The sequence below is a fragment of the Helicobacter pylori genome (assembly GCF_900120335.1).
Taxonomy (GTDB): Bacteria; Campylobacterota; Campylobacteria; order Campylobacterales; family Helicobacteraceae; genus Helicobacter; species Helicobacter pylori_BU.
In genome coordinates, this window is the sequence record NZ_LT635477.1 from 812,615 (window position 1) to 838,467 (window position 25,853).

General features: G+C 39.7%; 25 protein-coding genes and 2 pseudogenes. 12 read left to right on the plus strand and 15 right to left on the minus strand.

Translation table 11 applies throughout. The features are described from left to right. The 8 genes from fliD (at position 1) to CS889_RS03985 (ending at position 7,217) form a co-directional block, all read left to right on the plus strand. Positions 1-2,058, plus strand: coding sequence for a flagellar filament capping protein FliD (gene fliD, locus CS889_RS03950; protein ID WP_172825110.1), 2,058 nt, complete (start codon positions 1-3; stop codon positions 2,056-2,058). A 43-nt stretch (positions 2,059-2,101) separates the two neighbouring features. Beyond that, entirely contained in the window at positions 2,102-2,482 is a 381-nt protein-coding gene (fliS, locus tag CS889_RS03955; RefSeq protein WP_001199081.1) for a flagellar export chaperone FliS, read from the plus strand. Beyond that, positions 2,469-2,708 carry a hypothetical protein gene (locus CS889_RS03960; protein ID WP_001087797.1) on the plus strand — a complete coding sequence of 80 codons (240 nt, stop codon included), beginning with the start codon at positions 2,469-2,471 and terminating at the stop codon, positions 2,706-2,708. Before fliS ends, CS889_RS03960 begins: the two co-directional genes overlap by 14 nt. 52 nt (positions 2,709-2,760) lie before the next feature. Beyond that, on the plus strand, positions 2,761-3,468 hold the full coding sequence (locus CS889_RS03965) for a tRNA threonylcarbamoyladenosine dehydratase (protein WP_025452486.1): 708 nt from the start codon (positions 2,761-2,763) through the stop codon (positions 3,466-3,468). Then, positions 3,434-3,580 carry a hypothetical protein gene (locus tag CS889_RS03970; RefSeq protein WP_000656201.1) on the plus strand — a complete coding sequence of 49 codons (147 nt, stop codon included), beginning with the start codon at positions 3,434-3,436 and terminating at the stop codon, positions 3,578-3,580. Before CS889_RS03965 ends, CS889_RS03970 begins: the two co-directional genes overlap by 35 nt. Positions 3,581-3,583: 3 nt before the next feature. Beyond that, a complete protein-coding gene (locus CS889_RS03975) occupies positions 3,584-4,465 on the plus strand; it encodes a carbon-nitrogen hydrolase (protein WP_089086905.1) in 882 nt (293 codons plus the stop codon). Between the two features lie 122 nt (positions 4,466-4,587). Continuing rightward, on the plus strand, positions 4,588-5,901 hold the full coding sequence (locus CS889_RS03980) for a Na+/H+ antiporter family protein (protein ID WP_089086906.1): 1,314 nt from the start codon (positions 4,588-4,590) through the stop codon (positions 5,899-5,901). Further along, the gene (locus tag CS889_RS03985) at positions 5,901-7,217 is read left to right on the plus strand and encodes an MATE family efflux transporter (RefSeq protein ID WP_269456840.1); all 1,317 of its coding nucleotides are present in this window, start codon (positions 5,901-5,903) and stop codon (positions 7,215-7,217) included. Before CS889_RS03980 ends, CS889_RS03985 begins: the two co-directional genes overlap by 1 nt. Here CS889_RS03985 and rny read toward each other — a convergent pair whose 3' ends face one another. Together rny and CS889_RS03995 are read right to left on the minus strand one after the other, a co-directional pair. Further along, on the minus strand, positions 7,218-8,729 hold the full coding sequence (rny, locus tag CS889_RS03990) for a ribonuclease Y (protein WP_001910024.1): 1,512 nt from the start codon (positions 8,727-8,729) through the stop codon (positions 7,218-7,220). It abuts the gene before it with no gap. Then, entirely contained in the window at positions 8,707-9,375 is a 669-nt protein-coding gene (locus CS889_RS03995) for a 5-formyltetrahydrofolate cyclo-ligase (protein WP_089086908.1), read from the minus strand. The genes rny and CS889_RS03995 overlap by 23 nt, the downstream gene beginning before the upstream one ends. Positions 9,376-9,472: 97 nt before the next feature. Here CS889_RS03995 and CS889_RS04000 point away from each other — a divergent pair, with 97 nt between their 5' ends. Both CS889_RS04000 and ftsY read left to right on the plus strand, forming a co-directional pair. Continuing rightward, on the plus strand, positions 9,473-10,030 hold the full coding sequence (locus CS889_RS04000; protein WP_089086909.1) for a hypothetical protein: 558 nt from the start codon (positions 9,473-9,475) through the stop codon (positions 10,028-10,030). Between the two features lie 5 nt (positions 10,031-10,035). After that, the gene (ftsY, locus tag CS889_RS04005; protein ID WP_000481582.1) at positions 10,036-10,914 is read left to right on the plus strand and encodes a signal recognition particle-docking protein FtsY; all 879 of its coding nucleotides are present in this window, start codon (positions 10,036-10,038) and stop codon (positions 10,912-10,914) included. Between the two features lie 36 nt (positions 10,915-10,950). Here the strand turns inward: ftsY and CS889_RS04010 are convergent, their stop codons facing one another. From CS889_RS04010 to moaA, 5 genes and pseudogenes are all read right to left on the minus strand, one after another. Then, positions 10,951-11,271 (minus strand): YkgJ family cysteine cluster protein, encoded by a 321-nt coding sequence (locus CS889_RS04010; protein WP_089086910.1) that lies wholly within the window; start codon positions 11,269-11,271, stop codon positions 10,951-10,953. 60 nt (positions 11,272-11,331) lie between these two features. Next, a pseudogene (locus CS889_RS04015) lies at positions 11,332-12,320 on the minus strand (sortase). Between the two features lie 9 nt (positions 12,321-12,329). Then, on the minus strand, positions 12,330-12,632 hold the full coding sequence (locus CS889_RS04020; RefSeq protein WP_089086911.1) for a lipocalin/fatty acid-binding family protein: 303 nt from the start codon (positions 12,630-12,632) through the stop codon (positions 12,330-12,332). A 10-nt stretch (positions 12,633-12,642) separates the two neighbouring features. Beyond that, positions 12,643-14,192, minus strand: a pseudogene (locus tag CS889_RS04025) (DUF456 domain-containing protein). A gap of 237 nt (positions 14,193-14,429) precedes the next feature. After that, positions 14,430-15,395 (minus strand): GTP 3',8-cyclase MoaA, encoded by a 966-nt coding sequence (gene moaA, locus CS889_RS04035; protein WP_000959528.1) that lies wholly within the window; start codon positions 15,393-15,395, stop codon positions 14,430-14,432. Between the two features lie 85 nt (positions 15,396-15,480). Here moaA and mobA point away from each other — a divergent pair, with 85 nt between their 5' ends. Together mobA and flhB are read left to right on the plus strand one after the other, a co-directional pair. Then, positions 15,481-16,086: a molybdenum cofactor guanylyltransferase MobA gene (gene mobA / locus CS889_RS04040; RefSeq protein ID WP_089086913.1), complete on the plus strand. Its 606-nt coding sequence runs from the start codon at positions 15,481-15,483 to the stop codon at positions 16,084-16,086. Then, positions 16,079-17,158: a flagellar biosynthesis protein FlhB gene (flhB, locus tag CS889_RS04045; protein ID WP_089086914.1), complete on the plus strand. Its 1,080-nt coding sequence runs from the start codon at positions 16,079-16,081 to the stop codon at positions 17,156-17,158. Before mobA ends, flhB begins: the two co-directional genes overlap by 8 nt. 96 nt (positions 17,159-17,254) lie before the next feature. Here flhB and CS889_RS04050 read toward each other — a convergent pair whose 3' ends face one another. The 8 genes from CS889_RS04050 to CS889_RS04085 form a co-directional block, all read right to left on the minus strand. Next, positions 17,255-17,992, minus strand: a complete 738-nt coding sequence (locus CS889_RS04050; protein WP_089086915.1) for a hypothetical protein — start codon at positions 17,990-17,992, stop codon at positions 17,255-17,257. Between the two features lie 18 nt (positions 17,993-18,010). Further along, positions 18,011-19,342: an N-acetylmuramoyl-L-alanine amidase family protein gene (locus CS889_RS04055; protein WP_089086916.1), complete on the minus strand. Its 1,332-nt coding sequence runs from the start codon at positions 19,340-19,342 to the stop codon at positions 18,011-18,013. A gap of 6 nt (positions 19,343-19,348) precedes the next feature. Continuing rightward, positions 19,349-20,440: a decanoate oxidase/trans-2-decenoyl-[acyl-carrier protein] isomerase FabX gene (gene fabX, locus CS889_RS04060; protein ID WP_000255243.1), complete on the minus strand. Its 1,092-nt coding sequence runs from the start codon at positions 20,438-20,440 to the stop codon at positions 19,349-19,351. Between the two features lie 16 nt (positions 20,441-20,456). Further along, a complete protein-coding gene (tyrS, locus tag CS889_RS04065; RefSeq protein ID WP_089086917.1) occupies positions 20,457-21,665 on the minus strand; it encodes a tyrosine--tRNA ligase in 1,209 nt (402 codons plus the stop codon). A 19-nt stretch (positions 21,666-21,684) separates the two neighbouring features. Beyond that, positions 21,685-24,015, minus strand: a complete 2,331-nt coding sequence (locus tag CS889_RS04070; protein WP_089086918.1) for a RelA/SpoT family protein — start codon at positions 24,013-24,015, stop codon at positions 21,685-21,687. After that, complete coding sequence (locus CS889_RS04075; RefSeq protein WP_000712202.1) at positions 24,002-24,226, minus strand: DNA-directed RNA polymerase subunit omega; 225 nt, start codon at positions 24,224-24,226, stop codon at positions 24,002-24,004. Before CS889_RS04075 ends, CS889_RS04070 begins: the two co-directional genes overlap by 14 nt. A 41-nt stretch (positions 24,227-24,267) precedes the next feature. Further along, positions 24,268-24,990: a UMP kinase gene (gene pyrH / locus CS889_RS04080; RefSeq protein ID WP_001148063.1), complete on the minus strand. Its 723-nt coding sequence runs from the start codon at positions 24,988-24,990 to the stop codon at positions 24,268-24,270. 90 nt (positions 24,991-25,080) lie between these two features. After that, positions 25,081-25,764 (minus strand): MqnA/MqnD/SBP family protein, encoded by a 684-nt coding sequence (locus tag CS889_RS04085; protein ID WP_089086919.1) that lies wholly within the window; start codon positions 25,762-25,764, stop codon positions 25,081-25,083. Positions 25,765-25,853 lie beyond the last annotated feature (89 nt).

The window sequence follows — 25,853 nt, forward strand, 5'->3', positions numbered from 1 at the left end:
ATGGCAATAGGTTCATTAAGCTCATTAGGGCTTGGCAGTAAGGTTTTGAATTACGATGTGATTGACAAGCTTAAGGACGCTGATGAAAAAGCTTTAATCGCCCCCCTAGACAAGAAAATGGAGCAAAATGTTGAAAAACAAAAAGCCCTTGTGGAAATTAAAACGCTCCTTTCATCTCTAAAAGGCCCGGTTAAAACGCTCTCAGATTATTCCACTTATATCAGCCGAAAAAGCAATGTTACAGGCGATGCGTTGAGCGCGAGCGTGGGGGCTGGCGTGCCTATCCAAGATATTAAGGTGGATGTGCAAAATTTAGCGCAAGGCGATATTAACGAATTAGGGGCGAAATTTTCTTCAAGAGATGATATTTTTAGCCAAGTGGATACCACGCTCAAGTTTTACACGCAAAACAAGGACTACGCCGTTGATATTAAAGCAGGAATGACTTTAGGCGATGTGGCTCAAAGCATCACGGACGCTACCAATGGCGAAGTGATGGGCATTGTGATGAAAACAGGAGGGAATGACCCCTACCAATTAATGGTGAATACCAAAAACACCGGCGAAGACAACCGAGTCTATTTTGGCTCACACCTCCAATCCACGCTCACTAACAAAAACGCCCTTTCTTTGGGGGTTGATGGAAGCGGAAAAAGCGAATTGAGTTTGAATTTAAAGGGGGCTGATGGGAACATGCATGAAGTCCCTATCATGCTAGAACTCCCTGAAAGCACTTCTATCAAACAAAAAAACACCGCAATCCAAAAAGCGATAGAGCAGGCTTTAGAAAATGACCCTAATTTTAAAGATTTGATCGCTAATGGGGATATTTCCATAGACACTCTTCATGGGGGGGAATCTTTAATCATTAATGACAGGCGTGGGGGAAACATTGAAATTAAAGGGAGTAAGGCTAAAGAGCTTGGGTTTTTGCAAACCGCCACCCAAGAAAGCGATTTGTTAAAAAGCTCTCGCACGATAAAAGAGGGTAAATTAGAAGGGGTAATTAGCTTGAATGGCCAAAAACTGGATTTAAAAGCCTTAACCAAAGAGAGCAACACCAGCGAAGAAAACACAGACGCTATCATTCAAGCGATCAACGCTAAAGAAGGCTTGAACGCGTTTAAGAACGCCGAAGGCAAGCTTGTGATCAATTCTAAAACCGGAATGCTCACCATTAAGGGCGAGGACGCTTTAGGCAAGAATAGTTTGAAAGATTTGGGTTTAAATGCTGGCATGGTGCAATCTTATGAAGCTTCGCAAGACACGCTTTTTATGTCTAAAAACTTACAAAAAGCGAGCGATTCGCAATTCACTTATAACGGGGTGAGCATCACGCGCCCCACTAATGAGGTCAATGATGTGATCAGTGGGGTTAATATCACTTTAGAGCAAACCACAGAGCCTAATAAACCTGCCATTATCAGCGTGAGCAGAGACAATCAAGCCATTATAGACAGCCTTAAAGAATTTGTCAAAGCCTATAATGAGCTTATCCCTAAACTAGATGAAGACACGCGCTATGACGCTGACACTAAAATTGCCGGGATTTTTAACGGCGTGGGCGATATTCGTGCCATTAGATCCTCTCTTAATAACGTGTTTTCTTATAGCGTGCATACGGATAATGGGGTAGAAAGCTTGATGAAGTACGGGCTTAGTTTAGACGATAAGGGCGTGATGAGTTTGGATGAAGCTAAATTATCAAGTGCATTAAATTCTAACCCTAAAGCGACTCAAGATTTTTTTTATGGGAGCGACAGCAAGGATATGGGGGGTAGGGAAATCCACCAAGAGGGCATTTTTTCTAAATTCAATCAAGTCATCGCTAACCTCATAGACGGAGGGAACGCTAAATTAAAGATTTATGAAGATTCCCTAGACAGAGACGCTAAAAGCCTGACCAAAGACAAAGAAAACGCTCAAGAGCTTTTAAAAACCCGCTACAACATCATGGCGGAGCGCTTTGCCGCTTATGATAGTCAAATTTCTAAAGCCAATCAAAAATTCAACTCCGTGCAAATGATGATCGATCAAGCGGCGGCTAAAAAGAATTAAAAAAAAACAGAGAGTCATCAATTTTAAAGGATAAAGGAACATTATGCAATACGCTAACGCTTATCAAGCCTACCAGCATAACCGAGTGAGTGTGGAATCCCCGGCAAAACTCATTGAAATGCTTTATGAAGGGATTTTAAGATTTTCTTCGCAAGCCAAACGCTGTATTGAAAATGAAGACATTGAAAAAAAGATTTATTATATTAATAGGGTTACGGATATTTTCACGGAGTTGTTGAATATTTTAGACTATGAAAAAGGGGGGGAAGTAGCGGTGTATCTTACAGGCTTATACACCCATCAAATCAAAGTTTTAACGCAAGCCAATGTGGAAAATGACGCGAGTAAGATTGATTTGGTGTTGAATGTGGCTAGGGGGTTGTTAGAAGCATGGAGGGAAATCCATTCAGATGAACTCGCCTGATGTGTTATTAGATTCCTTTAAAATCGCTCTTGTTAAAAAAGATTCTAAACTCGCCTTTTCATTGATAGAGCGCCTTTCTTTAGAGCAAATAAAAAGCTTGGATTTAGACACGCTTTTAAGCCTTAAGGAAATGATAGCCCAAAGCATTGAACTATTAGAAAAAGAAAAAGAAGAACTGCAATCGCAAATGCATAAGGCTAAGCAAATCCAAAAATTTTTGTCTTAGATTTTTTAAACTACGATACAATAAAAGCACTATTTTTATTGAAGGCTAAAGATTGTCTGAACCCATAGATAGATTCACGCGCATAAGGTGGTTGTTTAAAAACGATTTTGAAAAAATCCGCCAACAAAGGGTTTTAATCTGTGGCGTGGGGGGCGTTGGGGGCTTTGCACTAGATTCTTTGTATCGTGTGGGGATAGGGCAAATCACTATCATTGATAAAGACGTGTTTGATGTGACCAATCAAAACCGCCAGATTGGCTCAGAAAGGATAGGAGAATCTAAAGTGTTGGTGTTGCAAGATCTCTATAAGGGCATTCAAGCTTTGAATTATCGCATAGATGAAGCGTTTTTAAATTCATTTAATTTTAGAGATTATGATTACATTTTAGATTGCATGGACGATTTGCCTATTAAAACAAGCCTAGCGATAAAATGTCAAAATTTCGCTTACGGGAAGTTTATCAGCTCTATGGGGAGTGCGAAGCGTTTGAATCCTAAACACATCCAAGTGGGGAGCGTTTGGGAAAGCTATGGCGATAAATTTGGGCGTAAATTTAGGGATTTTTTAAAAAAACGCTGTTTTAAAGGGGATTTTAAGGTGGTTTTTAGCCCTGAAGTCCCACATTGCATAGAGCTTGGGAGTTTTAATGCGGTTACGGCGAGTTTTGGTTTGCAAATAGCGAGTGAAGTCGTACAAGATATTATCAAAAATGAAAGGCAGTGGAATGAAAGATTACGAAGACGAATTGGAAGATTTTGAAGAAGAAGAATTAGAGGGCTTTGAAGAAGAAGATGAAGAGTATGGAGATTATAAGAATGTCTATGATGATGACGATTATGAAGACTATAACTCTGATTATGAAGAAGAGTGAAAAATGATTCGCGCGAGCGTCCTCCAGCATGCTTATTGCGGCTCTAGAAAAAAAACCATAGAGCATACAGCCAACCTGCTTGAACAAGCGCTAAAAAAACACCCTAAAACCAATTTAGTGGTGTTGCAAGAATTGAACCCTTATAGTTATTTTTGCCAGAGCGAGAACCCTAAATTTTTTGATTTGGGCGAGTATTTTGAAGAAGATAAGGCTTTTTTTAGCGCTTTAGCTCAAAAATTTCAAGTGGTGCTTATCGCTTCTTTATTTGAAAAGCGCGCTAAAGGGTTGTATCACAACAGCGCGGTTGTGTTTGAAAAAGATGGCTCAATCGCTGGAGTGTATCGCAAAATGCACATTCCTGATGATCCGGGGTTTTATGAAAAATTTTATTTCACGCCAGGGGATTTGGGCTTTGAGCCTATTGCTACAAGCGTGGGGAAATTAGGGCTTATGGTGTGTTGGGATCAGTGGTATCCTGAAGCAGCAAGGATCATGGCTTTAAAAGGGGCAGAAATTTTAATCTACCCTAGCGCGATAGGGTTTTTAGAAGAAGATTCTAATGAAGAAAAAAAGCGTCAGCAAAACGCATGGGAGACGATCCAAAGAGGGCATGCGATCGCTAATGGCTTGCCTTTGATTGCGACTAACAGAGTGGGCGTGGAGTTAGATCCTAGTGGGGCGATTAAGGGGGGCATTACTTTTTTTGGCTCTAGTTTTGTGGTGGGGGCTTTAGGCGAATTTTTGGCTAAAGCGAGCGATAAAGAAGAAATTTTGTATGCGGAAATTGATTTAGAACGCACCGAAGAAGTGCGCCGAATGTGGCCGTTTCTAAGAGACAGACGCATTGATTTTTATAACGATTTGTTGAAACGCTATATCAATTAGTCAATCAATTTAAGATTTAAAGTTAGAAAGGGTTAAACATGGTGGATGCAATTTTTTGCGCTAAACAAGCGCAAAAATTCTATCATTTTTGCGCGGTATCTTTATTTTAACAAGGAGCAAAAATGCTAGAAAATAGCTCTGTATGGAGCAATCCTGCCTTTGTAGCCATCATTTGCATGTGCGTTCTTAGCCTTTTAAGGCTCAATGTCATGCTTTCTATGATTAGCGCGACTCTCATAGCAGGGCTTATGGGAGGGCTTGGAATCACAGAGAGTTTTAACGTGATGATAGACGGTATGAAAGGCAATTTAAACATCGCTTTAAGCTACATCCTTTTAGGGGCTTTAGCGGTAGCGATCGCTAAAAGCAATCTCATTAAAGTCGCTTTGAATAAATTAATAGGCTTAATGGATTACAAGCGATCCACTTTTTGCTTTTTGATCGCTTTCATCGCATGCTTTTCGCAAAATTTAGTGCCGGTGCATATCGCTTTTATCCCTATTTTAATCCCCCCTCTTTTGCATTTAATGAACCGGCTAGAATTGGATAGAAGAGCGGTCGCTTGCGCTTTAACCTTTGGCTTGCAAGCCCCCTACTTGGTGCTTCCTGTAGGGTTTGGCTTGATTTTTCAAACCACCATTTTAGAGCAATTGAAAGCCAATGGCGTTAGCACCACCATAGCGCAAATCACAGGAGTGATGTGGATAGCAGGATTAGCGATGGTCGTTGGGCTATTTGTCGCCGTATTAACGCTATACAAAAAACCCAGGCACTACAAGGAAAAATCTTTTAATATAGAAGATTACGCCTCGCTTCAATTAAACTACCATGACTATTTGACTTTTATAGGGATTGTCGTGGCGTTTGTGATCCAATTAGCCACCGATTCGATGCCCTTAGCCGCCTTTTTAGCGTTAGCGATTATCTTACTAGGTCGTGGCATTAAGTTTAAAGAAACAGACTCTTTAATGGATGATAGCGTGAAGATGATGGCGTTTATCGCTTTTGTGATGTTAGTGGCTAGCGGGTTTGGGGAAGTGTTGCAAAAAGTGCATGCGATAGATGGCTTAGTGAATGCGATCACAAGCGTGATCCAAGGGAAGCTTTTAGGGGCTTTTTTAATGCTTGTTGTAGGGCTTTTTATCACTATGGGGATAGGGACTTCTTTTGGCACGATTCCTATCATCGCTGTGTTTTATGTCCCTTTATGCGCGAAATTAGGTTTTAGCACGGAATCTATGATTTTACTCATCGGTATAGCCGCAGCCTTAGGCGATGCAGGCTCACCAGCTAGCGATAGCACCATGGGGCCTACTTGCGGGCTTAACGCAGACAGCCAACACAATCATATCTATGACACATGCGTGCCGACTTTTTTAGTCTATAACCTTCCTTTGATTGTTTTTGGGGTGGTTGGAGCGTTACTATTAGGCTAATCTATCAAGTTAAGAAAATCTTTTCTTTAGCCTTACCCTCTGGGGTCAATGCTTTTTTAGATGTGCTGGTGGTCGCGCTCTCGGTTTTTTTTGTGGGTAAGATTTCGCACCATCACATTGTGGCTTTAGGGGTGGGCTTGCAATTTTTAATGCTTTTTTATGGCATCAATACGATTTTATACACCGGCACTAACGCCATTCTTTCTAGGCTTGTTGGGGCTAGGGATTTTACTCAAATCAACCACGCTTTTTCCAGTATTTTTATAGGGGCGTTTGTGATTTGTTTGGGCGTGCTGTTTGTTTCTTATTTTTTGATTGAGCCTTTTTTAAATTGGATGCAATTACAAGATCCTTCGCGCCAATTGACGCAAGATTATTTAGAAGTCTTAGTTATCGCGCTACCGAGTATTTTTTTAAAAAATGTTTTAGTTTCAGCGCTCGCTAGCTTTTCAGACACCCTAACCCCCTTTATTGTCAAAATCATCATGGTCATCGCATGCATTTTCTTGAATCAAGCCTTGATTTTTGGGGATTTTGGTTTTAAAGAAATGGGGATTGTAGGCTCTGCTTTAGCGAATGTGGTTGTCTCTTATTGGGAATTACTCGCACTTAGTCTTTGGATACAAATCAAAAAAATCCCTTTAAAATTCAAAATAACCTTTCGTTTTTCTTTTTTAAAAACCATGTTTAGAGTGGGTTGGCCGGCCGGGTTTGAGCGCTTATTGAGCTTGTTTTCTTTAATACTCTTATCCAAATTTGTAGCGAGCTATGGGGATAAGGTGTTAGCGGGCATGCAAATAGGCATTAGGGTGGAAACCTTTTCGTTCATGCCCGGATTTGGATTTATGATCGCAGCAATGGTTTTAACAGGGCAAAATTTAGGGGCGAACAAGCCAAAGATCGCCACAGAATACGCGCATTTGATTTTAAAAATCTCTATGGGTTTAATGGGGGTTTTAGGGATTGTTTTAGTCTTATTCGCTAAAGAATTTGCGAGCCTTTTTTCTCAAGATGAAGAAGTTTTGGAAGTGGCGCGCTCTTATTTGATCGCTGTGGGTCTCTCTCAAGCCCCCTTAATTGGGTATTTTGTGCTAGATGGAGTTTTTAGGGGGGCTGGCATTTCTAAAGTCTCACTGTATATTAACACCTTAAGCTTATGGGGGTTAAGGATCATGCCTATTTACTTGCTTTTAATCTATCATTTTAAGGTGGAATTTATTTTTGTAGTGATCGCATCAGAAACTTTTTTGCGCTCATTCATCTACTATAAAGTTTTTTCTAAAGGCATATGGAAAAGGTGCGGGAAAAAGGCTTGATTATTGCTTGAGCGTAGCGGTTGTTTTGAAACGATTTTCTCGCACCACTTGCACGCCCACTTCGCCCACATACTGAGCGCTCTCTTCTATCCTTTTAGCGATCTTTCTGGCAATAATAGGCACTTGATTGTCCCTGACTTGGTTGGATTTGACAATCACTCTTAATTCTCGCCCACTCTCCATCGCATACGCCTTTTCCACCCCATCAAATTCTAGCGCGATCTCTTCTAAAGCTTGCATGCGTTTAGCGTATTCTTCATCGCTCTTTCTCCTAGCGCCCGGACGCCCTGCTGAAAGCGCATCAGCCGCACACACGCTCGCGCACTCCACGCTCATGATCTCTTCATGCCCATGGTGGGCATAAATCGCATTGATCACGACCGGGTCTTCTTTATGGCGCTTGCACACCTCAACGCCTAAATTCACATGGTCTCTCCCAAGCTCTTGGGTGAGCGCTTTACCAATATCATGCAAAATACCCGCTCTTCTAGCGAGCTTTTTATCCCCCCCAAGCTGTTCTGCAATCAAGCCGGCTAAAAGAGCGACTTCCTTAGAATGCTGTAAAGCGTTTTGCCCAAAACTGGAGCGGTAACGCATTTTGCCTATTAAAATTTTAAGCTCATCTTCCATAGCCCCAAGCTCTAATTCTAGCACCACGCTCTCCCCTTCAAAAAGCAATTCTTTTTCCATGTTGCGTGCGACTCTGTGATAAACCTCTTCAATCCTATTAGGCTGGATACGGCCGTCTTCTATTAAAATTTTAATCGTCTCGCTCGCCACTTCACGCCGATAAATATTGAAACTGGACAAGCACAATTCGCTGCTGTCTTCGCTAAATTCTATATCCACCCCACTAATCTTTTTAAACGCTTCAATGTTTTTCCCGTCTTTTCCTATCACACGACCCACATAATCTGAGCAAGGCAAAGCGATACGGCTTGTTAAATTCTCTGTCGCATAATCACCCGCAAAACGGGCTGTCGCTTCCGCTAAAATGGCATACGATTTTTTCTTGCCCTCTTCTTTGGCTTCTTTTTCATAACGCCTGATTAAGGCGCTTTTTTGTGCTTCTAGTTCCTCTTCTAATTGCTCTAAGATCATGCTTTTAATTTCATCTTTGGTGTAAGCCATGTAATTGAGCATCGTGTCTAGCGCTTTGGCTTGAGCTTCTTTACAAATAGCGCGCTGTTTTTTAAAATTTTCCTTCTCCTGTTCTAAAATTTGGCGTTCTTTTTCAAGCTCTTTTTTTTCCTTTTCCAAATAGCGTTTTTCATCTCTTACAAATTCTTTGTGCTGTGCTTCTAAATGCTTCAAATGCGCTTCTTTTTTATCAAAATGGGTTTGGAGTTGCAAATTCTTATTTTCATATTGCTGTTGCAACTTGCATTCTTGGCTTTTCATGCGCATTTCTTCAGCTTCCACGAAAGATTTCGCTTGAAATTCCATTAATTTGGCTTTGGCTGAAGCACCTTTTAAAATGGCTTGCCCTCTAGCATAATAGATCTTTTTCATCACATAATACATGATTAAAGCGGTGATCAAACACGCTACCAAGACTTCTAATGAAATGTAAATTAACCCGCTGCTCATAATGTTTCCTTTTATCATTCTTCATAACGATACGAGCATTCATGTAAAGATTCGCTTCAATGTCATAAGCGTCTGTAAGGATACCATTAGCGATCGCTAACTCCCTACTCACAAACACGATTAAGGGGCGTTTTAGTTGCCTTTTGAGCAATTGGGGCAAACTCCTATCATACATGCCTAGCCCAAAACCCACGCGCCTAAAGCTTGTATCCATTCCTAAGATCGGCACGACAATGCAATCTAATTCTCGCTTATAACAGTGCGATAAACTCGGCTCATCAAACCACCCCAAACGCCTTAAGGGCAACCTAAAGGGTGCGATAGTAAAGCCCTCTTTAGAAAAATTAGCGCCTTTTTTGATGCTTTTAGGCAACCACACATGCTTATTTTTTTGTCTTAACTTCAAAATCAAAGGCCTGATGTCAAGCTCATGCCCTAATGGGCTATACAATAAAATATTTTGATAATCTTTGAGTTTCCAAAACAAAAGCTTGCAAGCCAACTTATCCCTGACTTTATTTTTTGCTTTAGCCCTTTTCAAGCGTTCTTTACAAAAATCTCTAAAAATCGTTTTAATGGTTATAATCCTTAAATTTTAGACTTACATTATAGTATAATTTTAGGTTATTAGTTACCATTTTATTATTCTTAAGGATGTGTTTATAATGAGAATTAAGGCTTATTTTTTGCGTTTTATCGCGCTGGTTTTTATCGTTTTGTTGGGTTTTAGTGCTTGTAAAAATTCTCAAAAATCTCAAGATTCTCAAAACAATACCACCCAACAAGATAGCCCTAAAACCTACACCGCTATGGATCTGAATAACCAAGAATACACGATTATGGGCGATTTAGATTCCCTAAACATCAGCCCGGATCCTAACACCCCTACCCTATTGATTTTAAGCGCTTTAGATAATTCTTTAAAAGATTACGCCCCCAGCTTTAACGTCTTAAAAAAAACTTTTAAAGATCGTTTGAGGGTGCTTATTTTACTCAATCAACCCTATTCAAGCGATGCAATCAAAGACTTTATTGCGCCTTCTCAAACTGATTTGATGATTTTAAACCCTAAAGATACCGCTCTTTTTGATCATTTAAACCATGACGCTTTAAACCATTCTTTTAACATGCTCTTGTATGACAAACACCAATTGATTAAAATGTATCAAGGGATCGTGCCAGCAGAAATGCTCCAATTTGATATTTCCCACTTAAAGGATTAAAAATTATGTTTAATTTTTTCAAAAAAATTGTCAATAAGATTAAAGGCGAAGAGAAAGAAAAAAAGCGTGAAAATATCCCTAAAGAGGAATTAGAAGAAATTTTGATTGGCTTTGACATCCAATACGATTTGATAGAGAGCCTGTTAAAGCATTTAGGCGATTTAGTTACGCCCAAGCAATTGGAAGTCGCCTTGTTGCGTTTTGTGCGTGGGGAAAGTTACTATGATAAAACCCGCCTAAAGACCATCACCACAAAACCCTTAGTGCATCTCATCGTGGGGGTTAATGGGGCGGGTAAAACCACAACGATCGCTAAATTAGCCAAACTCTCTTTAAAACAGCATAAAAAAGCGCTTTTAGGGGCCGGCGATACCTTTAGAGCGGCCGCAGTCAAACAGCTCCAACTATGGGGCGAAAAGCTTAACGTTCAAGTCATTAGTGCTAAAGAAGGGAGCGATCCAAGCTCTTTAGCCTACAACACCATAGAAAGCGCGATCGCTAAAAATATAGATGAAGTTTTTATAGACACCGCCGGGAGGCTGCACAACCAGACCAACCTTAAAAACGAGCTTTCTAAAATCGCGCGCACTTGCTCTAAAGTTTTAAAAGACGCCCCCTTTTATAAATTCCTTATTTTAGACGGCACGCAAGGGAGTTCTGGGCTAACGCAAGCGAAAATTTTCCATGAGACTCTGGCGTTAGACGGCGTGATCATGACTAAGCTTGATGGCACTTCTAAGGGTGGAGCGATTTTAAGCGTGCTGTATGAGTTGAAATTACCCATTCTTTATTTAGGAATGGGCGAAAAAGAAGACGATTTGATCGCTTTTGATGAAGAACGCTTTATAGAAGACTTGGTTGATGCGGTGTTTGTGGAACAATAAATTAAAAAATGCTATTAGCGTTTTTATAAAATTAAATTATTGATTAAGAATAACCCTAAAACTTATATCCATATGGTTTGCTTCTTGTAAAGCATTACAAACCTCTGCGTTTTTGGCATAAAATTCCTTAAGCGGAATATGAGAATAAAGCTTTTTGTGCGCTTCATCAATCCTGCAAATTAACGGGTGCGATTCATAAATCTTGCACAGATTGGTTTCTAAATCCAAAAACTTGCACACCCCATTGCCAGCATCAAACTCAATAAGCTCAATAATCCCGGCGATATTTTTACAGCAAAGCCCACAAGAGGTGCAAGAGAAACGATCAGGAGTTGTTTGCTTTTTTGATTCTTCCATGCTCGCTTCTTTATACCCTCTATTTTGTGTCCTTTTTTCCTCTTTTAAAGCTCTATAGTCTTAAGAAGTCTTATCGTCTCTTAGATCTTCAAGTCGTGCCTGCCTAAATCTGATACCACGCAAGCTATAATTCCCATTTTCTAAGCTATCCGTCTGATCTCGCATGAGATTAAGGGCTTTTTGTGCTTTTTCAGTGAGCTTTTGGTGTTCGTCCATGATAGGCGCTTTCAAAAAAGCGCTCAAACTAAGGAGCGTTGAAACGGTAACGCTGAGCTGATCTTTTTCTTTTTGATTGTAACGAGAGGTATCGTAGTTATGCTTTTTCATCGTGGCGATGGCATCTTGAGCAAACGAGAAAAACAGTGCATCAAACTTTGTGATCTGCCTGGTGAAAAGATCTGCCATTTTCCTAACGGCTTGGAGATTATCAATCACTACATCTGCTTTTTTAACGGCTGCTTCAACTTGAGAATAATAAGCTTTGGCATCTTCTAGCTTTTTTCCATTTTAGCGACACTCAAAGCCCCCAAAATAGCGAGTGCGGGTCCGGCTATAAGCCCTCCAAATACTGCCGCACCCGCAAGACCGCTCGCAGCGAGCCCTCCACCCATAATAGCACCAGCAGTAAAATTAGAAACACCTAACCTACCATAGCCTATAAGCATTTTCTCTATAATACTCTCATCAGTCATACCATTGGTATTAAGTTGGCTAAATAAATTTTGTGCATTTGAGACTTGCTTGCGAAGATCTTGCATGTCGGCAACTTTGACGACAAACTCACGACCTTTCAATTGATTGAACTCTTTCACAAAACTTGACATGCTATAACTTTGGACATGGAGTTTTTTCTTACCCAATCTCACTAAAGCTTGATTGCAACTAGACTGCGCATTATCAGCTTTTCTTTTTGCTTCCTCTTTTAAATCGTTGGCTTTTTTGATAGCTATATTAGCAGTATTAGCAGTGTCGCTTGCATCAAAACTTTTTTTTAACCCATATCCTGCTGTCGCTAGGGCTAGCCCTCCTAAAATAAATGGTAATGGCATGTTTTCTCCTTAAATGTTATTTTTGATATTTTCTAAAGCTTTTAGATTTTCATCAATGCTTTTTTGAAGCTCAGCGTGCATGGTTTTCTTTTGTTCTCTTGGCAAATCGCTTGCATCAATAAGATCTTCACGGCGGTAGATAAGGCTGAGCGTTTGACCAATATCAATAATTTCTTCAATAACGCTATCTTCAATCCCATGCGTTCTAGCGGTTTGCATGAATTTCTCACGATCTCTTTGATTGAAAGAACCACCATTTTCTAACGACTCTATCACATTGGTTACAATCTCATATCTATCATTTTTTTCCATGTTTTCTCCTTTAAATTTCTATTTTTCTACCATTATTCATGAGTTCCGAAAATTCTTGGGTATTATTAAACAAGGGTTTTTGGCCTATTTTCTCTTGGATCTTATTATTGACTCCTATGGCCAAATCCGCATCGCCTGCATAAAGCGCCCGCTCAAGCTCATCAAAATTCTGATTGAAAAACTTGGTGGTTTCATGAAAATACCGCTCAAACACCTCCTTAAATTGATTTTGATACGCCTCTAACAGCTTGATGATTTCACGGCATTCTCTTTCAATCTCAATACGCCTTTGGCGCGCCAATTTAACCTCTTCTCGAGCCTTTAGAAAAGCGTTAAAAAAAGTTTCACTCAACGCTGCACCCACAAAGCCCCCAATCAACGCCCCAACCACAGGAATGGGGATGAGCGCTTGCCCAGCAACTGCCATAGCCCCACTACTTACAAGAGTGGTGTTAGCTTTCCCAAGCTGTTTAAGAAGCTCTGTTCTATCAATCTTTCCAGAAAGATAGCGAATTAAAACCGTAGCATTTGTCACACAAGCACCCACAATCATCGCAGGCAATGAACCCTTGCCAAGGCTTTGGATGATTCTATTAGCGCTGCTTTGCATCCAACCTCCCAAAGATGAGCTTGCAAACGCGCTACCATAACTAAGCGCTCCACCCTTTGCGGTAGCAACAAGGGTGTGCTTGAGTGCTTTTATAGGATCCTTGCCATTTGCGACACATTCATAAACATTCGTTGCGAGTGAGACCACACCACCTATCAACGCACCGGTTTGTGCAGCGTTCATTCCTGCTCGATGCGAAACGCTGACAACACCTTTGGCAGTGGAGAGATTTGGATTCAATCTGGCTTCAATCGCCTCTCCTTTAGTGGAGCTCGCAGGCCTTGTATGGGCTTTGATTGTTTTGCATTTTTGGAGTTTTTCCTCTAAATGAGCGACTTTTTGAAAATCGCCAAGTCCCTTTTGTTTAGCGATTTGAGATTCTAGGCTCTTGATCCTGGTATTGACCGCTCTTTGAAAATCCCAATAATGATTCCTAGCGATTTTCATCTTCGCGCCGTTTTCAAAATATTTTTCATAGTCTTTAGATAAGAGTTTTTTAAAACACTCTTCACCATTTCTGCCCACAAATTTACTTTGCGTGAGCGTGCCAGGAATGACATTCCCCTTTTCATCCACACTGATATAATCCACGATTTCGTGGTTCTTCTTGGGCGTGGCATAGTTTGGGATAAACTTTTTAACCTGAGCCTTTCGCTCGCTAGAAAGATCATCATATTGCACTATCCTTTCCCCTTTTTTTGCAAGGATATTATGCGCATTAACACGGGCTTGCTCTTTGATTTCAGCAGAGTACCCCGCTTGTTGGTTGATATTTTGATTAATATACTTGGGGTTTATCTTCCTTTTTGAGATCTCTTCTAATCTATCCCAAGCAGAAAAATGCTCTCTATTGGCGCTAGCATAAAGTGTGCTCTCTTCAGCAGTTGAACCCATGGTGGTTGCGTCTGTAATGTTGCTGTATTTTTGTTTTTTTCTCTATCTTTTTTCATGACCTAACTCCAAAAAAGAGAGATTTAAAAAAAGCGAGAGATTTTGGGGATTTTAGGGTAGGCTTATAAGTAACCCCCCCCCCCGAAAGACCGGAAACTAAAAAAGCCGGGAATAAAAAACGCTAGGACTTTTTCCATGAAGACCTCCTTATTGTTTGATCCTAACCACTACAGCCAAAAATCCTAAACAAACCGCTTTATTTTTATAAAAAGATTTAAAATAATAAATATTTTCCCCTACCCCCCTGTATAGTAAAACGCCCTTGTGGGAGTTTTGCTGTTTTTATCATTCCACATGTTTTTTTCTGGTTTATTGATGACAGATTGTTTTAAAAGCCTTTTCATCATTTTTGTATCTTTATTTATGATCGCTTCTTTAGCGTCTATGGCGTCTTGATAGTATAAACATGGGCAAATCTTGCCATCAGAAGCCAAACGGATACGATTGCAAGATTGGCAAAAATCATCGCTATGCGGAGCGATAATGCCAAATTGATAGCCATTTTCTAGCGTGTAGATTTTAGAAGACCCTTGTTTGGGTTTTTCTGTCGCAATGATTTGATATTTTTGAGCGATCAAATCTAAAATTTCTCGCTCTTTCAAGCCTTTAACCAAACTTTTAGCATGCGTGTTTTCCATAAATTCAATGTAGCGGATTTGTATGCACCTATTTTTTGCGTATTCTAAAAGCTCTAATATTTCATCATCATTAACGCCTTTCATCACAACCATGTTTAATTTGAGTTTTAAACCCACCTTTAAGGACTCTTCAATCCCTTCTAGCGTGTTTTTAAGAGCGTCCTTTTGAGAGATTTTTAAAACCCTATCGCTTTTTAAAGAATCTAATGAAACATTCACCCGTGATAACCCGGCATTTTTTAAATCCTTAGCCATTTTTTTGAGTAAAAAACCATTAGTGCTTAAAACTAACGCTACTTCCTTATTGTAAGCGTGCAATTTAGCGATAAACTCGTCTAAACCCTTGCGTAATAGCGGCTCCCCACCCGTGATTCTAATTTTTTTAACGCCCTCATCAATAGCGATTTTAAGAAATTCTAAAACATTATCCAAAGGCAACAATTCTTCATCATCAAAAAAATCTAATGGCGTAGCAGGCATGCAATACTGACACCTGAAATTGCATTGTTTGGTTACAGACACCCTAATATAATCAATAACCCTATTAAAGCTATCTACTAACACTCCCTTTTCCCTTATGCCCTTTTATTTAAGCTTTTAGTGTAACATAATAAACAATAACTTAACAACATCAAAATGGATAGAATTTTTGAAAAACCCTATCATTGATAACATTCCTTGCGTTTTATTAGCTGGGGGCAAAAGCTCTCGTTTTACCATCAATAACATTCAAATCAATAAGGCTCTCATGCCTTTAAAATCGTATTCTAGCCTTTTAGAATACCAATACTCGCGCCTTTTAAAACTTTTCAAACAAGTCATTATCAGCGCTAAAAAATCTTACGCATTAAACGCTCCCTATCTTTTAGAAAAAGAGAGTGGCCTTTTTTCACCCCTTTTTGGCATTCATAACGCTTTTTTAACGCTGCAAACCCCTTATATTTTTTTTATCGCCATAGATACGCCTTTAGTGTCCTTTGAAAGCATTAAGGCTCTTTGTGGGATTCAAAACTTTAGCGTAGTCTATGCTAAAAGCCCCACAAAAGAACATTATTTGATTTCTTTGTGGCATCAAAGTATCCTTAACGCCCTTAATTACGCCCTTAAAACGCAAAATTATCGCTTGAGCGATCTTATCAAAAACGCCTCTTCAACCGCTATCCATTTTGATAAAGAAGAAGAGTTTTTAAACCTCAACACCCTAAAAGACTATGAATTAGCCGTTCAAATTTTAAAAGAGGGATCAAATGGCTGAAGAAGAAGAAAAGACCGAACTCCCTAGCGCGAAAAAAATCCAAAAAGCCAGAGAAGAAGGCAATGTGCCTAAAAGCATGGAAGTGGTGGGGGTTTTAGGGTTATTGGCTGGGCTAATGAGTATTTTTGTTTTTTTTATATGGTGGGTGGATGGCTTTAGCGAGATGTATCGCCATGTGTTGAAAGATTTTTCCCTAGATTTTAGCAAAGAAAGCGTTCAAGAGCTGTTTAACCAGCTGGCTAAAGACACTTTTTTATTGCTTTTACCTGTTTTAATCATTTTAATGGTGGTGGCGTTTTTGTCTAATGTCTTGCAATTTGGATGGCTCTTTGCCCCTAAAGTCATTGAGCCTAAATTTTCTAAAATCAACCCTATCAATGGCGTTAAAAACCTTTTTTCTTTAAAAAAGCTCCTTGATGGGAGTTTGATCACTTTAAAAGTTTTTTTAGCTTTTTTCCTGGGGTTTTTCATCTTTTCCTTGTTTTTAGGGGAATTAAACCATGCGGCTCTTTTGAATTTGCAAGGCCAATTGTTATGGTTTAAAAGCAAGGCGTTATGGCTCATTTCTTCGCTTTTATTTTTATTTTTTGTCTTGGCTTTTATAGATTTAGTCATCAAGCGCCGCCAATACACCAACTCTTTAAAAATGACCAAGCAAGAAGTTAAGGATGAATACAAACAGCAAGAAGGAAACCCAGAAATCAAAGCCAAAATCCGCCAGATGATGGTAAAAAACGCCACGAATAAAATGATGCAAGAAATCCCTAAAGCCAATGTTGTGGTAACTAACCCTACCCATTATGCCGTCGCTCTCAAATTTGATGAAGAACACCCTGTGCCTGTGGTGGTGGCTAAAGGCACGGATTATTTAGCCATTAGGATTAAGGGCATCGCTAGAGAGCATGATATAGAAATTATAGAAAATAAAACGCTCGCTAGAGAGCTTTATAGAGACGTGAAATTAAACGCTACCATACCAGAAGAATTGTTTGAAGCGGTAGCGATTGTCTTCGCTCAAGTGGCTAAATTAGAGCAAGAACGCCAAAAACAAAAGATCATCAAACCTCTTTAAGATTTCTTAAACCCCTTTTAAGCCCCAAAAAGACACTCAATCAAGGACACTCAATCAAAAAGCTTTAACAATCCCTATTGAATGAGAGCCAAGCCTTTAAATCTTATGCTCCAAACGCCTTAAAGTGTTATGGATGTATTCTAAAAGCCACCCTAACAAGCCTAAAAAATAAAAACCCAATCGCATGCCATAGTATTCTTTAGTTTGAATGAACATGCTAGAGCATAGCACGACCACACAAAGCCCCACGATCAAAATAAGCGTGTTAGCGTATTCATACAGCCCAAAAAGGCGTTTGTGATAGATTAAAACCAGTATCAATAAAAAAAGAGCGAGCATAAAAAGCGAAAAATCCACGCAATCAGACACGCTTAAAAATCTAAAGCTCTGTAAAGAAGAAGCAAAAACCCACACGACGCAAATATTCATAGAGGGCAAGAAAGATTGCTTCATGCTAGCCCCTAAAAAACGCCACAATAAAGTCCCTAACAGCGCGAAATAGAAAACATAAAGCGCTATTGAAGAATTTTTAATAGGAAAATTCCAAGCGTAGAAAAAAAGGCATAATATCCCTATACAAGCGCATTTTTGGCGCGTGAGGGTGAAAGGCTTTAAAATAAGCGCAAGCAAATAAATTGAAGAAACGCCTATTAGCCCCAAGTAATCTAATTTGATAATGAAATCATAAACATGGTTTTCAAACAAAAAAAACAATTGGGAAAAATCATCGCTGAAATGCGAAAACAACAAAGTTTCTATGTTGAATAAAAACAACAAAAAAAACAATGAAGAAAAAACGACTTTATGCGTGTATATCTTTTGATAAAAATTCATCTATAGCCTAATCATTGCCTAATCATTCTTGCTGAAGAAACTATCAATGCCATCAGCAATGCCCTTAGCCAAGATTTTTTGATACGGTTTGCTTTGGATGCGTTTAGATTCTATCGCATGGGAATTATAACCAATTTCTATTAAAATTGAAGGCATTAAAGCCCCGGCTAACACCCAAAAAGGCCCCTCCCTAACACCCCCATCCACCACATCAGGGTAATTTTTACGGACACTTTGGAGCATGCCGTATTGCACGTCAATCGCTAATTTGTTAGAGACGATCAATCGCTGCGTGTTCAATGAATTTAAAAACAAACTTTTAGAAAAATAATCCATTAAATTCACATCGTCTTTATTTTCTTGCTCAGCCACTTTCCTAGCCCTTTCACTCCTTGCGGTGGATAAAAAATAAGTCTCTATGCCATGGGCGTTAGAGGTGGAGCGTTTAGGGATGGAATTGGCATGCACTGAGATGAATAAATCCGCGCTTTTTTTATTGGCTAATTCCGTTCGGGCCACTAAATCAATGTAAATGTCCTTATCCCTTGTCAATAAAACGCTATAGCCTCTTTTTTTAAGCTCTTTATGCAAAAACTTCACCACTTCTAAAACAATGTCCTTTTCACACACCAAATTCGCGCTCATCGCCCCGCAATCTTTCCCCCCATGCCCAGCGTCCAAAACGATCTTTTTGTGTTTTTTGCGCTTGGTTTTGATCCAAGTATCATTTTTTTCTATTATAAAAATTGGGTTCTTATTCTCATTTTCTGCTTCTTTTTTAGGGATTTCTTTTTTAGGGATTTCTTTTTTAGCGCTCCTTTCGTTCAATGGAGAGTGCGCATGCTTTGAATGCGCATGCTTAGTTGGCGTTTTCTCTTTAACCTCTTTAGACTTTTTAGCCTCTTTTTTAATGGGTTTAGGGGTGGGTTTTGGCGTCTGGTGCTTGAGTGCATGGTGTTTGGGTGGTTTGGGCGTCATTTGATGCCTTATTAAGGGCTTTTTCTCCATAATAGAAACATAGAGCTTGTCTTTAAGAATCTTAACTTCATAAGTCATTTTAGGAGCATAGCCGATAACCACTCGCGCTAATTTAGGGCTGAATTGTGCGATCGTGATAAAAGATTGCTTGGAGAATTGGTAATGCTTTTTAGGAATGGTTAGAACCGCTTCTAATTCCAAATAACTCTTAAAATTTTTGAGCGGAACTTCTTTGAATTTTTTAATTTCTTGATTGAACACCATTTTAACACTGCTAGATCCAAAAGGCACAATGTTAGTAATTTTAAGGGTTGTAGCATAAGCGTAATGAAGCCAAAAAAGACAAGCAACAACCCCTAACCTCACAAGCACTACAAATTAACCCTCTGTAAGCTCTTTAATCAATTCATGCACGCTGATAATCTTATCCACTCTATAGCCATTAGCCCCGGTAAAATAAAGCCCCTCTTCTCTGTTCCCTAAATAACTGCGCCCCAAGCCATCAGCGATACAATAGCCCACTTTTTTAGCCTCTTCACCCCTGTTACAAGGCGCTACACAATTGCTCACGCATGCGATTTTGGGCGCGTTACCCTCTTCAATGCGTTTGATCACCCCAGTATTAATAGCCCTAGCCGGATAGCCTACAGGCGATTTGATGAGTAAAATATCTTCTTTTTTGAGCGTGGGCAAAAGATCGGCATACGCTTTAGCGTCGCATTCTTTCGTGCCTAAAAAACGAGTCGCCATTTGCACCCCACTCGCTCCAAGACTTAACATGGTGTCTATATCCTTCCTATCCCAAATCCCCCCAGCAGCGATGATAGGGATATTCCCCCATTCTTTAGAAGCTTCCACAACTTTAGGCACTAAGTTTTCTAATCGGAATTCTTCTTTGAAACAATCTTCGTATTTAAAGCCCTGATGCCCCCCACTCAAAGGCCCTTCCACAATGAATGCGTCCGGGATTCTTTTATAGCGATCGCTCCATCTTTTACAAAGGATTTTTAAAGCCTTCGCTGAAGAAATAATAGGGATGAGCGCCACATCGCTAAAATCCTTAGCGAATTCAGGCATGTTGGTGGGCAAACCAGCCCCTGTAATAATAATATTCGCCCCCGCCTCACAAGAGTCCCTTAAAACACGGCCATAGTCATTGATAGCGTATAAAATATTCGCCCCCAAAGGGTTGTTCCCGCAAATTTTCCTAGCGTTTGCAAAAATCTCATTCAACGCTTTTTTGGAGTAAAAATTCAAGGCTTCAAAGGGTTTTTTAGCCACAATCCTTTCTACAAAGCGCATGTTTTTATAATAACCAGTCCCTACGGCTGAAATCACTCCTAAAGCCCCTTCTTTGGCAACATTTCCAGCTAGTTCATCCCAGCTAATCCCCACACCCATGCCCCCTTGAAAAATAGGGAATTTTATGGTGTGCTTACCGATTTTTAGCGGTTTGAGTGTTGATACCATAGCTCTTTCCTTAATATTAGTTAATATTTAATTTCATAAATCTTTTCTTACCAAGCTGTATAACATAATTTCCTTTAACAAAACGATAACTCTCATCTTTTACCACTTCTTGATTAATCTTTACCCCTCCCCCTTGAATATCGCGCCTGGCTTGTGAAGTGGATGGGCAAAAGCCAATCTGTTTTAAAACATCTAAAACCCCCACCCCCTCATCAAAATCGCTTTCTAATAAAATTTCAGGCAAAAGGTTTGCGCTAAACACTTTAGAAAATTGCTCTTTAGCCTTGAGGGCTTGATCGTTGTCATAATAACGAGCCACGATTTCACTAGCGAGATCCTCTTTAACGGCTTTAGGGTGTAAGGTTTGGTGTAAAATACCATGTTTTAAGTCTTCAATTTCTTCTAAAGTCTTAGCGCTCAAAAGCGTGTAGTATCGCCACATGAGATCATCGCTCACGCTCATGATCTTCCCAAACATCGCGTTAGGCTCTTCAGTGATCCCCACATAATTCCCCAAGCTTTTACTCATTTTTTGCACCCCATCAAGCCCTTCTAATAAAGGCATGGTGATGATAGATTGCTCTTTATTCAAACCATAAGCTCGTTGCAAAAAGCGCCCCACCAGCAAATTAAACTTTTGATCATTGCCCCCAAGCTCAATATCCGCACCCATCGCCACTGAATCATAGCCTTGCAGCAAAGGGTATAAAAATTCCACGATGCTAATGGGGCGGTTTTCTTTGTAGCGTTTAGCAAAATCGTCCCTTTCTAGCATTCTAGCGACTGAAAACTTCGCGCACAATTCTATCATGCCCTTTGCGCCTAAAGTATCCAACCAAGTGGAATTAAAGCACACTTCGGTGTGTCTTTGATCTAAAATCTTATAGATTTGCTCTTCATAAGTTTTAGCGTTTTCTAAGACTTGCTCCCGATTTAGGGGTTTTCTCGTTTCATTTTTCCCCGTAGGATCGCCTATCATAGCGGTAAAATCCCCAATCAAAAACTTAACCCTAGCCCCATATTGCTGCAATAAAGCTAATTTTTGGATCAATACCGTATGCCCTAAATGCAAATCGGGAGCGGTAGGATCAAAACCGGCCTTAACGATAAAGCGTTCATTGGTTTCATAATATTTTCTCACCAGCTTTTCAATGTATTCTAATCCAATGATTTCATTAGCGCCTCTTTTGATCTCTTTTAAGGCCACACTGATTTTTTGTTCCATGTTTATCCCTTAATTAGGCTTATTGTAGTTCATAAGCGTCATCCAGACTGGATAATTCTACAATCCTATCCTGATATTTGCGATTGATTAAAGCCCTCATCCAATCCGCCTTATCCGTGGCTATTTCAAAACTCACTTCGCAATGGCTAGAATATTTGTCCTTATAGCCTAAGTAAGACACGCCCACAATATTGCATTCATTCCTGTTTAAAAAAGTCAATAAACTCGCTAAAACCGACTTTTTCTCTCCTAAATAAAACATCATTTTATAAATCGTTCGATCCCGCTTGTGCCATTCTATATAAACCATCGGCACTTTAGAATCCACTTCCACCATCGCTTTTTTGCAAAATTTATGGTGTGCAATCGCCTTTGGATCTTTCAAATCCGTTACGATCGCAATGATTTCATCGCCATATTTAGGGTAACAACAATCATTCAATAACACCTGTTTGATTTCTAAAGCGTTGCTTGAACAAACGCTAAAATGCTCCAATTCCTTACACTGCCATTGCCGGTTGGGGGTTAAAAAATTCAAAACATTGGTTTTAAAACCCAAATACCTCAAACCTCGAGTCCATAAACTCATCTCTTGGTATTCCAAAATCGCGTCTTCTTTCAAGGAAAACACCTTATTTTCAATCTCTTCAGTGAGTTTGGCCAAATTTTCAAAGCTTTTCATCGCTTCTGTTAAGGTGGTCTCCACCCCACAATCTGTTAATTTTTCTTCAAAGTTTTTATAATCTTTCAAATCCGCATCTTCAAAAACAGAGCGCCCAAAAAAAGTCGCTAAGATATTGATCATGCTCTTAGTGTCAATCTCTTTCAAGCGGTTTCTTCTTTGGATGCGCAAATGGTTTTTAGCCTTAGAAGTTTTAAGCTGATCCATCCAAATGAAACGAGGTATTACTTTATCGCCTTTAATGATTTTAACCACATCCCCACTCCTTAATTCTTGATTGAGTAAGGCTTTTTTACTATTGATATAAGCGTCCGTGGCTTTATCGCCCAAATCGCTATGCACCATGTAAGCGAAATCTAAAGCGATCGCGCCCACCGGTAAGGTGTAAGTGTCCCCATGGGGCGAAAAAACGACAATATCTTCACGATACAAATCGTTCTTAGCGAGTTCGTAAAATTCTTTAGGGTCGTTTTTTAGATCGCTGTCATGGTATTTAAAATTTTGCAACCACCGCATGCCCTCATGATGATCTTCATGATCCACGCCCCCAGCTTTATACTTCCAATGGGCTGAATTACCATACTCCGCCCCCATGTGCATATCAAAGGTGCGGATCTGCACTTCATAAACAGAAGATTCATCAAAAATGGTCGTGTGTATTGTCTTGTAGCCATTTTCTTTCGGTAAAGCGATGTAATCTTTAAAACGAGAGACAATGGGTTTGAAATTCAAATGAATAATCCCTAAAACCTTGTAGCAATCAATCGGGTTTTTCAATAAAATCCTAATGGCTAACAAGTCTAAAATTTCATCAATATTGACCGCACCTTTTCGTTGCATCTTAAGATAAATAGAATAAGGGCGCTTCACCCTTGTAACGAGTTTGAAATCCGAATGGCTAAACCCGCTGTCAAAAAGCTTTTTTTCTAACTTGCTCGCAAAAGCGTTGAGTTTTAAAAGTAAAGACTGCTTGTTTTTGTGCAAATACTCCTTGATATTTTTATACTCTTCTGGATAAATATAATAAAAGCTCTTGTCTTCTAATTCATTTTTGATTGAAGACATGCCCAATCGGCTCGCTATGGGGGCATACACCGCTAGAGTTTCTTTAGAAATACGCACCTGCTTGTCATGGGGCAAAGCGTCTAAGGTGAGCATGTTGTGCAACCTGTCGCTAATCTTCACCACTAAGGCTCTTGGATCTTGTATCGCGCTAATAAGGATCTTTCTAAAAGTGAGGGCTGAAACCACCATTCTGGGATCTTGAGAACTCACGCCTAATTCTTCTTTCCTGATTTCAGTGATTTTAGTGAGCGCATCCACTAAATTAGCCACATCTTGCCCAAATTCTCGCTCAATCGTTTCAATCTCACAGGGCGTGTCTTCTACCACATCATGCAAAAGCGCAGCACACACCATCGCCTCATCGCCCCCACAAAACGCCACCACGCTCGCCACGCAAATAGGATGGACAATATAAGGCTCGCCGCTCTTTCTGTATTGCCCCTTGTGGCTTTTGGTCGCTAAATTTAGGGCGTTTTCAATTTTGGGCGTGAAATCAATTAAAGTCCTTAAGATTTCAATGCCACCCTTTGGAGTCGTAACTTTTTTAATAACATCCAGAATCCGTAAGAATCCGATATCAACGGATTTGTCAATTTCGTTCATCTATCCTGTCTATATCAATTTTCCCTTCAGCGATTTCTCTGATAGCAATATCCACTAATTTATGACGCTTAGGGTCCATATTCACTAAAGTTTTGGCTCCAGCGTTTAGTTGCTTCACACGAGCGAAAACCAAATTATCTAGCATGTAGCGATCGTTCCCAATATTTTTTAAGGCTTGAGCGACTAAACTCTCTGTTCTCTCTTTTTTCAAAATGATCCTTTTATTTTGAACTCTATCCAATTTTAAAGGGCTTATTTTACCATAGAAAACACGCCTTGTTGGTGCTTAATCACTTGCAACAAATTCCCTTTTTTGAACATGTTACACACCACAATGGGGAGCTTATTGTCTTTAGCTAAAGAAATAGCGGTATCGTCCATCACTTCAATATCCCCTATCAAGGCATCGTTATAACTTAAAGTGTCTAATTTTTTGGCGTCTTTGAATTTGTTAGGGTCTTTGTCATAAATGCCATCCACTTTAGTCGCTTTAATGATTAGATCCGATCCAATTTCAATCGCTCTTAAAGTGGCGGCAGTATCGGTGGTGAAAAACGGGTTTCCCGTGCCAGCGCCAAAAATCACCACCCTACCCTTTTCTAAATGCCTGATCGCTTTCCTATAAATATAACTTTCACAAATCTCTTTGATTTCAATGGCGCTCTGCACTCTTGTGTCTAAACCGATATGCTCTAAAGCTTCTTGCATCGCTACCGCATTAATCACGGTGGCTAACATGCCCATATAATCCCCACTGGTGCGCCTAATGATCCCCCCTTGAGCCGCGCTAACCCCCCTGATGATATTGCCTCCACCAATCACAATACCCACTTCAATATCGTTTTCCACTAAACTTCTGATCTCTTTAGCGATGTGATCTAACACATGGATGTCAATCCCAAACTGGTTGTCCCCAGCTAACGCTTCTCCAGAAAATTTCACCAAAACCCGCTTGTTTTTTATCTTTGCTTGCATGATCCCTTCTTAATCCATTAATAAAACTTTTGATTGTAACCTAATCTTGCTTAAAAACACCCTTTCTAAAATTTTTTACTTGGCGAATGACTAAAAACGCTTGGGTTTTTGGATGCGTTTGAACAACAATTCACGATAGAACGCTTTAAGGCCTGATTGTTCTTTTTTGCCTAAAGTGTAGTAAATTTTTTGCAAGTAGTTTAGAATGTCTTGGCGTTTCAAGTTGGTTTTTAAAGCGGCTTCTTTAAGGATGTAGTAAGGGATTTTTGTTTTTTTGTGTTTGAAAGCTAAAGACAAACGCTTGTAAAAATCCTTGTTTTGATAATAACACAGACGCCCAAAAACAAACGGCAAGCGTTTTTTTTCATACCAAAGAGCGGCTAAATCTATAAAATCTTTTTTAGGGTTGGAATAATAAAATTGCAGCGCTTTATTGCCGATTAAAACTTCGCCTTTTAACCCTAACGCTTGAGAGAGGGCGTTTGAAGAAGCGCTTTCTTTGTCAAAAGCGTTTTCTCTATTTACAACCAACACGCTTAAAACTTCTTTATAAGCGACAATGCCTAGAGAATAGGAATGAAGAGCGAATGGATAGCCAGCGATAGAAGAAATAAACCCCGCATCAATGCGCCTGAATAAAAAACTCTCATTGAGTTTGGAGGGGTAGGTTTTTTTAAGCCACAAGAATTGTTTGAAATAACAAGGGGTGGGGTAGGATTTGATAAACACATCAAAAGGGAGCATGTTTAAATAATCAATTTTACCAAAACGCACTTAAAATCCTTTTTTGTATCGCATGGTAGCTAAAGTTTCTTACAACTTAACTAAAAGTAAAAAGAGTTTTGTTATCATGGGGCAAATGA